This window comes from Gluconobacter sp. DsW_056, assembly GCF_002153595.1.
In the GTDB taxonomy this organism is placed as follows: domain Bacteria; phylum Pseudomonadota; class Alphaproteobacteria; order Acetobacterales; family Acetobacteraceae; genus Gluconobacter; species Gluconobacter albidus.
Genome location: NZ_JOPF01000007.1, coordinates 52220 through 66247 on the forward strand (window position 1 = coordinate 52220; position 14028 = coordinate 66247).

Annotated in this window: 10 protein-coding genes; 4 read left to right on the forward strand and 6 right to left on the reverse strand. The window is 59.4% G+C overall.

Annotation, left to right across the window (positions count from 1 at the left end; all coding sequences use genetic code 11):
- Positions 1 to 91 precede the first annotated feature (91 nt).
- Both hutC and hutH read left to right on the forward strand, forming a co-directional pair.
- Complete coding sequence (gene hutC, locus HK22_RS05955; RefSeq protein WP_062032547.1) at positions 92 to 817, forward strand: histidine utilization repressor; 726 nt, start codon at positions 92 to 94, stop codon at positions 815 to 817.
- Between the two features lie 93 nt (positions 818 to 910).
- Positions 911 to 2419, forward strand: a complete 1509-nt coding sequence (hutH, locus tag HK22_RS05960; RefSeq protein WP_086648669.1) for a histidine ammonia-lyase — start codon at positions 911 to 913, stop codon at positions 2417 to 2419.
- Here hutH and HK22_RS05965 read toward each other — a convergent pair.
- The 3 genes from HK22_RS05965 to HK22_RS05975 form a co-directional block, all read right to left on the reverse strand.
- Positions 2358 to 3560: a hypothetical protein gene (locus HK22_RS05965; RefSeq protein WP_086648670.1), complete on the reverse strand. Its 1203-nt coding sequence runs from the start codon at positions 3558 to 3560 to the stop codon at positions 2358 to 2360. The genes hutH and HK22_RS05965 overlap by 62 nt on opposite strands.
- 67 nt (positions 3561 to 3627) lie before the next feature.
- On the reverse strand, positions 3628 to 5304 hold the full coding sequence (hutU, locus tag HK22_RS05970; protein WP_086648710.1) for a urocanate hydratase: 1677 nt from the start codon (positions 5302 to 5304) through the stop codon (positions 3628 to 3630).
- 65 nt (positions 5305 to 5369) lie between these two features.
- A complete protein-coding gene (locus tag HK22_RS05975; RefSeq protein ID WP_082780135.1) occupies positions 5370 to 7760 on the reverse strand; it encodes a TonB-dependent receptor in 2391 nt (796 codons plus the stop codon).
- Positions 7761 to 8209: 449 nt separating this feature from the next.
- Here HK22_RS05975 and HK22_RS05980 point away from each other — a divergent pair, with 449 nt between their 5' ends.
- Positions 8210 to 9217 carry a 2OG-Fe(II) oxygenase gene (locus HK22_RS05980; protein WP_158093541.1) on the forward strand — a complete coding sequence of 336 codons (1008 nt, stop codon included), beginning with the start codon at positions 8210 to 8212 and terminating at the stop codon, positions 9215 to 9217.
- A gap of 8 nt (positions 9218 to 9225) precedes the next feature.
- On the opposite strand, the gene HK22_RS05985 is transcribed toward HK22_RS05980, so the two are convergent.
- Complete coding sequence (locus HK22_RS05985; RefSeq protein WP_158093542.1) at positions 9226 to 10020, reverse strand: LuxR C-terminal-related transcriptional regulator; 795 nt, start codon at positions 10018 to 10020, stop codon at positions 9226 to 9228.
- A 105-nt stretch (positions 10021 to 10125) separates the two neighbouring features.
- On the opposite strand from HK22_RS05985, the gene HK22_RS05990 reads away from it, so the two are divergent.
- A complete protein-coding gene (locus HK22_RS05990; protein ID WP_086648711.1) occupies positions 10126 to 11505 on the forward strand; it encodes an aminotransferase class III-fold pyridoxal phosphate-dependent enzyme in 1380 nt (459 codons plus the stop codon).
- 12 nt (positions 11506 to 11517) lie between these two features.
- Here HK22_RS05990 and HK22_RS05995 read toward each other — a convergent pair whose 3' ends face one another.
- Positions 11518 to 12459 carry a glyoxylate/hydroxypyruvate reductase A gene (locus HK22_RS05995; protein WP_062032425.1) on the reverse strand — a complete coding sequence of 314 codons (942 nt, stop codon included), beginning with the start codon at positions 12457 to 12459 and terminating at the stop codon, positions 11518 to 11520.
- A 39-nt stretch (positions 12460 to 12498) separates the two neighbouring features.
- Positions 12499 to 13983 carry an aldehyde dehydrogenase gene (locus HK22_RS06000; protein ID WP_086648673.1) on the reverse strand — a complete coding sequence of 495 codons (1485 nt, stop codon included), beginning with the start codon at positions 13981 to 13983 and terminating at the stop codon, positions 12499 to 12501.
- Between the last annotated feature and the right edge of the window lie 45 nt (positions 13984 to 14028).

Sequence of the window (14028 nt, forward strand, 5' to 3'; positions counted from 1 at the left end):
ATGTAAGTACAACAACCCGGCAGGATCAGAAATGCTCTCCCGCCCACAGAGGGCAGACCAGTCCTCAAGAGAAGAAAAGGCAGCGGGCGCCGTGTCGCAGATCCTGGACAAGACGAAGACCATCGCACGTTACGAGCAGGTGAAAGCCTTCATCATCGAGCGGATCGACTGCGGGGAATGGAAAGTCGGCCACCGCCTCCCCTCCGAACATGAATTCGTCGAACAGCTCGGCATTTCCCGCATGACGATCCACCGGGCGCTGCGGGAACTGACAGCCGAAGGGATCGTCCGCCGGGCACAGGGGGTCGGCACCTTCGTGGCCCAGCCCGCCAAACGCGTCGAACTTCTGGAAATCCGCGATATCATCGACGACATCGTCGCCAGCGGCCACCAGCACCGCGCCGAAGTCATCGCCGTGGAGACGGTGCGCGCCGACAGCGATCTGGCCACGGCGTTCGAACAGCGCCCCGGCACACGTCTGTTCCGCTCCCTGATCGTCCATTACGAAGACGATGTGCCCCTTCAGCTTGAAGAGCGCTACGTCTCTCCGCATTTCGCCCCGGATTATCTGGAACAGGATTTCACCCACATCAATCCGCACCGCCATCTCTACGGAATCGCCGGACCGGAAGAGATCGAACATGTGGTCTTCGCCGTCACGCCGCCGCAGGAGATCTGCACCCTTCTGCAACTCGACGAACCGGAAGCCTGCCTGCAACTGATGCGCCGCACATGGGTCGACGGCCGCGTCGTCATGAAGGGCATCTTCACCTATTCCGGCAACCGCTACAGCTTCGGCGGGCGCTACCGCCCCTAAAGACAACACCCTGAAAACAACGCCCGGCGGATTGACGTCCCCGACACGCCGCCTCTAGAGTTCTCTCTTGTATAGACAACCAAGAGACCCGCCGTGACCGAACTCCTGCTCGATCAGCCTTTCTCTCCGCAGGACATCTGCGACATTGCCCGGAACAGAAAAACGGTCCGGCTGTCGCAGGCGGCGCGGCAGCGGCTTGAGGACGCCAACCGGCGCCTGCGTGTTCTGGTCGAGAGCAAGTCCGCCGCCTACGGCCTCAATACGGGCGTGGGCGGCCTGTCGGACACACGCATCACGCCCGAAAAACAGTCCACTCTCTCCCGCAAGATCCTCTTCAGCCACGCCACGGGGCTTGGCCCGCCCCTGAGTGCCGAAGCAACGCGCGCCATCATGGCCTGCGCCGTCAACCAGTATTGCCTGGGCTATTCCGGCCTGCGCGCGGAGATCGTCGACCGCCTCGTCGCTTTCCTCAACCACGATTGCCTGCCGATCGTGCCAAGGGATGGATCGGTCGGATATCTCACACACATGGCCCATATTTCCCTGACCCTGATCGGTCACGGAATGCTCCGGACCAATGGCACGGAACAGCCCGCCGCCGAGGTGCTGGAACGGCTCGGTTTCACCCCGCTCGTTCTTGAAGCCAAGGAAGGGCTGTGTCTGGTCAACGGCCTCTCCTGCGCCACCGGAATTGCCAGCCTCGTCACGGAAGAAGCCGCCGCCTGCCTCCACTGGGCAGATCGGATCGCCGCCGCAACTTTTGATGTCCTTGGCGGACAACAGCGCGCCTTCGATCCACGCTCTGCAAACCTCCGCATCCCGCCCGGCCATCGCGCCGTCTCACAAACCCTCAACCAGAATCTGGCAGATTCTGCCCGCCTCGCGGACGCCCGTGGCCAGCGCACACAGGACGCCCTGAGTCTGCGCGCCATCCCCCATATTCATGGATCGGTCCATGACGCGCTGACCGGCATCCACCACACCGTCACACAGGAACTGCAAAGCCTGTCCGACAACCCCGCCATCCTTGAGGACGAAACAGGCATCGGCGCATTCTCCGAAGCCCATGCCGTCGGCGCCAGCATCGCCCGCGTCATGGACGAAGCCGCCATCGCGCTGGCCTCTCTGGGCGCCGTCTCCGAACGCCGTCTGGACCGCATGGTCAACCCCCTGCTCAGCCCGTTCCCGGCATTCCTGTCGAGCGATTCCGGCACGGGAAGCGGCTTCATGATCGCGCAATACACGGCGGCCTCGCTTGTCAGCGCCAACCGCCGCAACGCCCTCCCCGCCAGTCTGGATGGCGGCATTACCTCAGGTCTTCAGGAAGACATTCTCGTCCACGCCACACCAGCGGCCCTCAAGGCACGGGACGTTGTCGCCAGTACGCGATCCATTCTCGCGATCGAACTTCTGGCCCTCTGTCAGGCCGTGGACCTCGCCGGCCTCACCGGAAAAATCGCCCCCCGCACGCTGGAGCTTTACAACAGCGTACGGGCCGTCGTGCCCCTTTACGAGGAAGACCACCCGCTGGCGGACGATATCACCCGGCTTGAAGCCCTGATGCAGGCCGACCCTCCGTGCCGGACGCCCGGATCTCCCTGAGGAGAACAGGCAGCCCGAACGGAAGGCTGACCACACAGGCCACACACCCGGCAATGCCAAGCATCGTGAAAGAGGCATGATCAACAATCAGCCCCCCAAGCGGTGCCCCCAGGGCATATCCCATACGGTCCATGCCGCCGCAGAACGTTCCGACCCTGCCCGTATGATCCAGCGCAGCCGCACTTCCCAGCAGCCACGCATAAGACAGCATGGAACAGTTCCAGTAGATGATGACGCCCGCCGTATAGCTCCAGGAATCCCACGCGCAACACGCCAGCAACCCGCCCACGCCCGTTCCCACCAGCGTCAGCGGCAGAATGATCTCCCGCCGCAGCCGTTGCGCCAGCGCGCCGACAATGAAGCTGACCAGAACGCTGGAAACGATACCCACCGTCGAGAGAAAAACGATATAATCGGCTGACAGATGAATGGCCCGTCCGACCCGCTCGGCAAAGGACCACGCCATGCTCGATCCCAGAGACGACCCCACCCAGATAAACAGCAGCGCCACCCCGCCACGCGTCAGACGCATCTTTTCCGTACTCTGCCGGACCGGCAATGGGGGCGCATGGCGCAGCGTTGCCATGAACGGCGCAATCACCGCAACAATAACCGCGATCCCGACAAAAACCCCCAGTTCGCCAAAACTGCGCGTGGCGTAAGGGATGGCGTCGATCACCGCCACCAGAACGATCAGCCCCCCGCCATTGGAAATGGCATACATCCGGTCAGGGTTTTCACTCGCCGACGCCGCACAGACATAGGACCGCCCCAGCAGCGCCTCCCCCAGACCAAACAGAAGCGCACAGCCCCACGTCCATGCCGAAGAAGACAGGCCCGTCGCCGTCAGCAGGGACGACAGAACCGCCAGCCCCGCACCCAGAGACGCCGTCATGACCACCGAAACGCGCCCCGTCAGACGGGACAGCACCACCATGAAAACCGCAAAGGACATGATTTCGAAAAAGCCGAACATCCCCGCCCGACTGGCGGACTGATGCAGCCCCAACATCAGCGCATCAATCTGAAAGGGCATGACGGACGAGCCCAGATACGCACAGCCGGAGCAGATGCTGAGCCCCAGCGCCAGAAGCAGAAGCTGCCGCCCCGGAAGATAACGGACAGCCTGTATTCCTGTCATGATGATCGCAGTTATCCTGTCAGAAGCAAAAAAAGGCGCATCCCCGAAAAGATGCGCCTCCGAAACCTTATTTCCTGGTCGTAATCATGGGCAGGTTCAAGCCCTTTTCATGCGCACAAGCCACGGCAATGTCATAGCCCGCATCGGCATGCCGCATCACGCCCGTGGCCGGATCATTCCACAACACGCGCTCCAGACGGGCAGCGGCACCGTCCGTACCATCGGCCACAATCACCATGCCCGAATGCTGCGAGAAACCCATGCCCACACCGCCACCATGATGCAGCGACACCCAGGTCGCGCCCGAGGCGGTATTGAGCAGCGCATTCAGCAAAGGCCAGTCGGAAACAGCATCGGACCCATCGCGCATGGCCTCCGTTTCACGATTGGGGCTGGCCACCGAACCACTGTCCAGATGATCCCGTCCGATCACAATCGGCGCCTTCAGCTCACCCTTGGCCACCATCTCGTTAAACGCCAGACCCAGCCGGTGACGGTCCCCGAGCCCCACCCAGCAGATCCGGGACGGCAGACCCTGGAACTGGATTTTCTCCCGCGCCATATCGAGCCAGTTGTGCAGATGCTTGTCGTCCGGCAACAGTTCCTTGACCTTCGCATCTGTCTTGTAGATGTCCTCCGGATCACCCGACAGTGCGGCCCAGCGGAACGGACCGATCCCCCGGCAGAACAGCGGGCGGATATAGGCCGGCACAAATCCCGGAAACGCAAAGGCATCTTCCAGCCCCTCTTCCAGCGCCATCTGGCGGATGTTGTTGCCGTAATCGAAGGTCGGCACCCCCATCCGATGAAACGCCACCATTGCCTCGACCTGAAGCCGCATGGACTCCCGTGCGGCCTTCTCAACCGCCGCCGGGTCCGTAATCCGCAGCTTCTCGGCCTTCTCCAGCGACCATCCAGCCGGGAGATATCCATTCAGCGGATCATGCGCGGATGTCTGGTCCGTCACACCATCCGGACGGATGCCACGTCGCACCAGCTCCGGGAAGACTTCAGCCGCATTGCCCAGAAGCCCCACGGAAACCGCCTCGCCCTTGGCGCAGGCCTCATGAATGATCTGCAACGCCTCATCCAGATCCTGCACCTGCCGGTCCAGATAGCCCGTCTCCAGACGCTTCTGAATGCGCGACGGCTCACATTCCACCGCCAGCATGGACGCTCCGGCCATCACGGCGGCCAGCGGCTGCGCACCGCTCATGCCCCCCAGACCACCCGTCAGAATCCAGCGGCCCTTGAGGTCGCCACCGTAATACTGGCGCCCCATCTCAACGAACGTCTCATACGTCCCCTGAACAATCCCCTGACTTCCGATATAGATCCAGGACCCGGCCGTCATCTGGCCGTACATCATCAGCCCCGCCCGATCGAGCTCGTTGAATTTTTCCCAGGTCGCCCAGTGCGGCACGAGATTGGAATTCGCAATCAGAACCCGCGGTGCATTGGCGTGCGTCCGGAACACACCAACCGGCTTGCCGGACTGAACGATCAACGTCTCCTCATCCCCCAGCTCCCGCAGGGCTTCCACGATCCGGTCATAGCAGTCCCAGTTCCGCGCTGCCCTTCCAATTCCACCATAAACCACAAGCTCCGATGGCTTCTCCGCCACCTCCGGATCGAGATTGTTCATCAGCATCCGCATGGCCGCTTCGGTCTGCCACGACTTCGCACTGATCTCGGAGCCATGGTCGGCACGGATCACACGATCATTCGACAGACGGGACGACACGGAAGGAGAATTGACCATGAGTAAGGTCTCCATTTTCAGAAAAACAGAAAGAGGTTTGGAAAAGTTCAGAAGCCCGCAGCCACGGTCATCGCCGTCGTAAATCGCGGCGCGATATAATATCCGGGGGAGCTTCCATCAATGGATGTCCCGTAAATGCCACGGGTGGTCTGGGCATTCAGCTGCGGCGACGCAATACCGGACAGGACTTTCTCATCCGTCAGGTTGATGAACGCGACCCGGATTTCCGGATGTTTAACAAAACCGACGCTCGGCAGACGATACCCCAGAGACAGGTTGAACGTCTTGTAAGCGGGCATTTTTTCATCGTTCATAAAGGTCGAATACTGCGACCCTGTGTATTTGAACGAAAATGTTCCGAAGAAATTCTTGTAATCATAGACAAGACCGAAAGATCCCTGAAACGACGGACTACGAACCGCCGTCTTCCCTGCCGTCGGCAGATAATCGTTTCCGACCTGAATATTGTTGTCGATCGTCGCATGAAGATATTCGACCGACACATAAGGCGAAAAGCCATGAAACGGCATCAGCCCTGCTTCGAAATCCACACCGCGCGACGTCTGTCCGCCGCCGTTGATCGTCGAATAGACCGGAACGTTATTGACGTAACGCAGGCTGGACACCTGCCTGTTCGTGAAGTTGTAGTTGAACAGGGCCAGACTGGCATGAATGATCCGGTCCTGATAGCGATATCCTAGCTCTTCGGAAATCGAATATTCAGGCTTGATCCCCGGATTGCCCTGCGTTGAAATCGCCCCACCCGAATAGGAATTGTACAGGGTGTCATCAATCGGCATCAATGTATTGGTGCTGGCATTGATGAAGACCTGATTGTGGGAATCAATCTTGTACGTCGCCGAAACGCGCGGCAGCGGCTGGAAGTTATTGGCCCCGACATGATACTGCGTGCCCGGCAGACCATTGGTCCCGGCCTTGCTCATCATCAGCGTCTTGATGCCGCCAACAATCTTCAGACGATCATTGAGAAGCGAAATCTCATCCTGCAAGTAGAGCGCATTCGTCTGCGTGACGGTATGCTCCTTCTCCGCCAGATACGGCTGACCATTGCTCATGGTCACGTTCCGCAGGCTCCAGGCCGAAGCCGGATTGCCTGAAGCATCGACCGACGAAAACGGCATCGACAGATCATCAACGCTATACTGATACCAGTATCCCAGCGTCACTTTCTGCACCCCGAACTGGCGGGACAGGGACGCGTTGAACCCGCCCACGGACTGCACGCCCACGTAATCGCTGCGCACACTCCCGCCCGACGCCTGGGCATCCGGAATGGTCACGGAAACAGGTTCCGTTCCGTAATAGTTGCCGTCAGACGACAGCGTGGAAGACGCCGGAGAATTCTGCATCGCATACAGAAAATAAGGCGTCACATTGAGCTTCACCTTCCCCGGAAGCGTAAAGTCGGAGGGCAGACTCATCATGATCTGCTCCCATTTCCAGCGGTTCTGCCGCCAGTAATCCGAGCTTCCGGGCGTAAATGTCCCGTTCCATGCATAACTCCGCCCCGAAGTCTGCCAGTCGGCAAGCGTCGGGTTCGGATTGTACATGTAGTTCATGTCAACATACGACCCGACCAGCTTCATCCGGTCGCCGTTTGCAAATTCCTTCTTGAAGCCGAAGTCGATATGCCGGCGCATCTGCCGCCCCGGTCCGAGGGAATTCTTGGCCGTTCCGTTGGAAAACGACACATAGGCCGAAAGACCCGTATTCCCGATATCCCCGGTATCGAAACGTCCGAAGAACCGCTGAAGGTTCAGCGTGCCGTAACTGTAATCGACCAGTCCGCCCATCTTGTGAGACGGATCGCGCATCAGCGTCGTAACCTGGCCGCCCGAAGCATTGACCACAGGCGCCGTGATGGACGAAGACCCCTGCGTCAGACTGACGGAATCAATATCTTCACCATCCGCCCAGTATGTCGGATAGCCGTTATAGGTCTCGATATCGTTGACCGGCATGCCTTCCCAGACCTGCCCGATCTCGTTGCCCCCCAACCCGCGCACGCTCAACATCGAATTGGCCGCAAAACCGTAAGGATCACTCTGGGAAAGATTGGCACCCGGCGCCAGCGAAACAGCCTGATAGGCCGTCGTCGTCGACGCCTGCTTGTTGATATATTCCGAAGTCACGGTACTGCGCATGTCGCCGCCCGTCTGAACGGCCATCAGCCCCCCGCCCGCAATGTGCCGGACCTTGCCATACGCCCCGTCCTCACCCGCCGCATGCACGGAAATAACCTCCGGCCCCCGCGCACTGACAGAATGAGACTTCCGCTTCACCGGTGCCCCGGCGGCATGCGCCTGCAACCGCGAACGCGCATGTGTTGCCGACGCGGCTCCAGCCAGAGAGGTCGACGCCAGAAACGTCATGGTGGAAAGGGCTACACAAGCACGACGGCGTTTTGCGATTGGCATGGTACCTGCTCGGAATCATTTCGTATCGAAGTCACAATGTCATGTCTGGTTGCATATGCAACCTCCATTTTACACCGACATGACAAAGACATGTCTAAAATTCCCAAAGATCCATAAAAATAATTCCAATATAACAATGCCTTAGAAAAAACTCTCTTCCCTCCGAAAAAATTCTTTCAACCCGGTCCACACCGCCCAGCAAAAACTTTCCCACCAGCCCTCAGGAACACACAATCAGGCTCGTCGACCACACTTCTCAAAAAGGAAAAGTCATTAAATCATTGAATAAATTCATTTTTTTATACACAGAATTTCAGAGAAAAATCCTCTTCACAAGATTCGCAGAGACCTACCCTTTCTCCCCTGTAAAATTGTATATGCAAATCCTCCTTGCGATGAGCGTCCCTCTTGGGCATGCTCGCCACATCTGCCCCTTCCCGAGAGCGCGCATGTCCTGGACCACGGCTGAAACCGGCGACCCCATCCCGCCCTTCGTACAAAAAGCCAGCACCAGTTCCGGGGCCCTGTCCTTTGACATGATGGGCGGACGCAGAATTCTGCTCTTTTTCTTTGCCTCTTCGACCGATCCCACGGTCAAAAGCGTCCTCCAGCGCCTTTCCCACCATCCGGATGTCCTGAATCGCAGAGACTGCCTGTTTCTGGGCGTCACCCTCGAAAGGGCCGACACGGACGTCCTCAAAAACCGGTCCGATCTCAGATCGGTCTGTTTCCTTTACGATACCGACCGCATCTGCCACCGGACGTTCGGAATTGCTGAAAACGCGCCACCGGGCTGGATAGAACTCGACCCGATGATGCATGTCGTCCACACGCAGCTCCACCGCCCCGGTCTGGAAGAAACGCTTTTCGCGACGTTACTTCAGAAAGCCACCGCCCCGCAGCGCAGCATGCCTGCGCCGGTCCTCATGCTGGATCACGTTCTGGAACCGGCCTTCTGTCAGGACCTGATCCGGTATCACGACACCCACAATCCCCAGCCCTCTCCCATCCTGACCTCCAATGCCGCAGGACATCCGGTCCGCACCGTCGCCCCGGATTTCAAACGTCGGCGGGACACGCCCCTGCGCGACCGGGGCATCGTCACAGCGCTGCAAAACCGCATCATCCGCCGCGTCGTCCCCGAGATTTTCCGGGCTTTCCGCTTCACGGCGACACAAATGGACAGAATGCTCGTCAGCTCCTACGACGCCACGGATAAAGGCTTTTTCGACGCCCATCGCGACAATACCGTCCCCAGTTCCGCCCACCGCCAGTTCGCCGTCTCCCTCACCCTCAATGACGACTACATGGGTGGAGAACTGATTTTCCCCGAATTCGGTCCCCAGACATTCCGTCCCAATGCTGGCGGAGCCGTCGTATTTTCCTGCGCGCTCCTGCATGCCGTTCAGCCCGTTACATCCGGCCGGAGATACGCCTGCCTGCCCTTCGTCTACTAACCGGAGCGTTACTGCTCACCCAGCCTGACCAGAATAGGCATCATCATCGCAAAAAGCTCCGCCTGCGAGGAAATGGCACAGCGCGTATGGATCTGTTTGCGAAACACCTTCACCGTCTGCACGCTCACACCCATCAGCCTTGCAATCGAACGCGAGGAATGGCCCCGCAAAATCAGCAAAGCCGTCTGTGACTGCCGCGCCGTCAGCACGATGCCATACGTCTTTTCAAACTGCTCGCGGAACTCCGCCATGGCATCCTGCGCATTTGCGGTCTGCGCAGGTTCAAGCCCCGACCAGTGCCGCCCCGCAAGCGCCGCTACAACAGGCTGAATGGCCAGAGCCTTCTCCCACTCCGCCGCAACGAATGTCTCTCCCGAACTCGTATCCCGCCCCAGGCAGATATGAATGGAAACATCAGCCGATATCCGGACCAGATACGTCATCTCATCCAGAATATGCGTATCACGGTAATATTTCAGGTAATAATCCGACGCGGCAAAATGATCGGGAACAATATCCTCAAGACGATACAGCCCCGAAGGCGCCCCCGCCCTGTCCACGACAAAAAACGGATCAAGCAGATAGATCCCCGTGCAATACGCACTGTCAAAACGGGCGTGGACGCTTTTTTCCTTTGAATGGGTCAACAGACATCTCGGCCGCCCTTCCCCCCCATAGGCAAGGATCGTCAGGTTATCAATCGGAACACAGCTCTCAAACCATGCCACAAGCCGCTGCTCGAACGCAGGCGTCATCAGCGCCGAAATCACCGCACCAAGCTGCTGTTCCTGCTGACAAAACACCCTTCTATACCCCTTCAGGGCAATATACGTCCCATCCACACAGACCCTACCATCACACATCAGAAGCTGCACCCCGCACAGCCCCTATGGATGGAGGACCTGAACATGCCGCCTGCACTACCCCACACCACTGAAGACATTCTCGCGGCAGATACCCATCTCGTCCAATCCTGGGCCGACCTCGACGGCCTGAAAAAACCCCATGCCCGCACTGCAATCGTTGCGGCAAAAGGCGCCATGGTCCGCGACAGCAACGGTCAGGACCTGATTGACGGAATTGGGGGTTTATGGTGCGTCAACGTGGGTCACGGACGCCCCGAAATCATTGATGCCATCTCCAGCCAGCTCTCAACGCTGGATTTCTATTCCACCTTCTACACCTTCACCCACCCCACAGCCGCCGCCCTGGCCAGAAAACTGGCGGAACTGGCGCCTGGCAACCTGAACCGGGTCCATTTTTCCACTTCGGGATCGGACGCCAATGACGGCGCCGTGCGCATCCTGCATCATTATTACGAGCGTCTGGGCAAACCAGAAAAGAAACTCGTCCTGAGCCGCCACGGCGCCTATCACGGCTCGACCTATCTCTCCATCGCAATGACCACCCCCGCTTATTCCAAAGGCTGGTCAAAAGCCGAAGGGATCGTCCATCACCTGAAAAAACCGCATTACTGGCGCGAAGGCGACGGGATGACGGAGGCGGACTTCACGGATCTGCTCATCGCCGATCTGCGACATGAAATCGAGCGCTTCGGCCCCGAAAACATCGCCTGTTTCATTGGTGAACCCATCATGGGGGCTGGCGGCGTTATCGTTCCGCCCAAAGGATACCACCGACGCGTTCAGGACGTCTGTCGGGAATACGATATCAAGTTTGTAGCCGATGAAGTCGTCACGGCGTTCGGACGGCTCGGACATTTCTTCGCTTCCGAAGCGGTTTTCGACACCCAGCCGGACATGATCACCATCGCAAAAGGCGTCACCTCCGGCTATCAGCCCCTCGCCGCCACGATCATGACCGACGAAATCTACGACGTAGTGTCCGGCCCGGACGGCGTCTTCACCCACGGCATGACCTATGCCGGCCATCCGGCCGCCGCCGCCGCCGCCGCCGGTCTGGCGAATATCGCCCTGATGGAAGCCGAACAGATCCCGGAACGGGTACGCGTCACCGGCAAGCTGTTTGAAAACACATTGCGCGCGCTGGAAGATCTCGACATCGTCGGCGAAGTCCGCGGCAGCCACTTTATGATGGGCATAGAATTCGTCAGGGACAGGACCAGCAAAGCCCTCTTCGATGCCAAGCTCAACATTGGCATGCTGGTCGCGCGCAAGGCTCAGGAAAAAGGCCTGGTCGCCCGGCCGCTGGGACATATCCTGATCCTGTCTCCTCCGCTGATCCTGTCGGAAGAGCAGATCGCCAGAATTGGAGACATCCTCCGCGCAAGCATCACGGAGGTCATGCACGACCTTTCAAAATCCTGAAGGGAAGCGGTCTCAATATCCCCAGTCAGGGTGATAAGTCAGGGCGGGGGTCTTCCCCGCCTCGATCTCTCCGATAGCCCCGGCAACATAAGCCGCCTGCATTTTACAGGACGCCTCCGCAGCGACATGGGGGGTCACGAAAACCTTCGGGTGCTCCCAGAAAACAGCGTCCTGCGGCAGTGGCTCCTGCGCAAAAACATCCAGCACAGCCCCCAGCATCCGCCCGCTGTCCAGAGCGGAAATCAGGTCTTCCGCCACCACCTGCTCGCCGCGCCCCACATTGATCAGACTGCCCCCCGGCTTCAGATGGGACAGAAACTCCGCATCAATCAGACCGTGCGTCTGCGGCGTACTGGGCAGAAGATTGACCAGAATATCTGTCTTTCCCAGAAAATCGACCTTGCCGTCCTCTCCGAAATACAGAGGAATATCCTCAATCGGCCGCACCCGGCGACACCAGGCCGAAACCTGAAACCCGGCCTTTGACAGGCGTCGCGCCACAGCCGACCCCAGATTGCCATATCCCAGAATCCCGATCGTGGTCTCCGCACTCGTGCGATATTCAAGATTGCGACGCCAGATTTTCTTCTCCTGCTGCAACGCCCAGGTCCGCGCATCACGCAGCAGCGAAACAATCGCCCACAGCACATAATCCGCCATCAGAACCGCCGTCTGGTCTCCGCCCATGCGGACCAGCATGACATCCTTCGGAAAATCTTCCCGACCCACCAGATGGTTCACCCCCGCCCCACTACAGAAAATGGCGCGCATATGCTGCATTTTCGCCATTTCTCCAGGAGCCGGGTCCCAGACCAGCGCATAATCAGCTTTGGACGGATCAAACGCCGGATCGAACCACGACACCGTCCGGATACCGGGCGCCACCTCACAAAAAGCATTCCGCCAGTTTTCCCAGACGCCCGGCCCTTCTGCACTGATTGCAAGCGTTACCATAAGATTTCTCCGCAAAGCCCCAACACACGCCCGAATGGTTCAGTATTTGATCCAGACCGTCTTCAGAGCGGAATATTTATCAAAACTGTGAAGTGAAAGATCACGTCCGAAACCGGACTGCTTCATGCCCCCAAACGGCGTCATCGGAGACAGCGCATCAACGGTATTGATCGACACCGTTCCCGCATTCAGCCTGTCCGAAACGCTCAAAGCCCGCGTGATGTCCCGGGTCCAGACGGACGCCGCCAGACCGTAAGGCGTATCATTGGCCAGAGCCACCGCCTCATCCTCGTCCCGGAACGTCTGGACAACCAGAACAGGCCCGAAAATCTCCTCGCGCACAATCGTGGCGTCCAACGCAACATCCGCAAAAACCGTCGGCTGGATATAGGCCCGCGATGCCCCATGGGTCAGTTGCCCGCCCCCCGTCACAAGCGTGCCGCTCTGACGTCCGGCTTCAATGAACCCGGCAACACGGTCCGCATGCTCAGCCGTCGCCATAGGACCCAGCCGCGTGGACGGGTCCAGCGGATTACCGGGCACAAGAGCCTCGGCCCTGGCCTTCAGCCGCCCGATCATGTCCTGCGCAATCGTTTCATGCACCAGCAGACGCGAATTCGCCGAACAGACCTGCCCCTGATTGAAGAAAATCCCCCAGGCCGCCTTGTCAGCCGCTGCCTCCAGATCGGCATCGGGAAACACCAGACACGGACTCTTCCCGCCCGTCTCCGGCCAGACCTGCTTCATGTTGCTCTCACCGGCATAGCCCTGAAAGAGCTTTCCGATCTCCGTCGAACCGGTAAAAGCCAGACAGTCCACATCCGGATGCAGCCCCAGAGCGCGCCCGGCCTCATGCCCGAACCCCGTCACGACATTCAGCACACCCGCTGGCAGACCAGCCTCAGACCCAAGCTCCGCCAGGCGCAGCGCGGACAACGGAGACTGCTCGGCAGGCTTGAGCACAACCGAGTTGCCCACGGCCAGAGCCGGTGCAATTTTCCAGATCGCCAGATCCAGCGGAAAATTCCACGGCACCACCACACCCACAACCCCGAGCGGAACCCGGCGCACCATCGCAAGATCCCGCCCGCCCGTCGGCGCAATCTCGTCATACAGCTTGTCGATGGCCTCGGCATGCCATTGCAGAATAGCCGCAGCACCCGGCACATCAATCGTGAGCGTATCGGAAATCGGCTTGCCCACATCCAGCGTGTCCAGAAGGGCCAGTTCTTCAAGATTGTCCCGCACAAGCTGCGCCCAGCGCAGCAGAACGGCCTTGCGCTCCGCCGGTGTCAGGCCAGACCAGACAGCACTTTCAAAGGCGGTCCGCCCGCTGACAACAGCCCGGTCAATATCCCCGGCATCGCCCCGCGCCACCTGCGCCAGAACAGAGCCCGTCGCCGGATTGACGGTCTCGAACCGCTGCCCCGAAAGAGCCGGAACAAACCGCCCGTCAATCCAGCAGTCGTTGCGCAACGACAGTTCGGCGGCACGCTTCGTGTAAAACTCGGTATTTTTCGTCATCCGGTCTGCTCTCTTCCGTCTTCAGACATCCTGCGGACCCTCAGG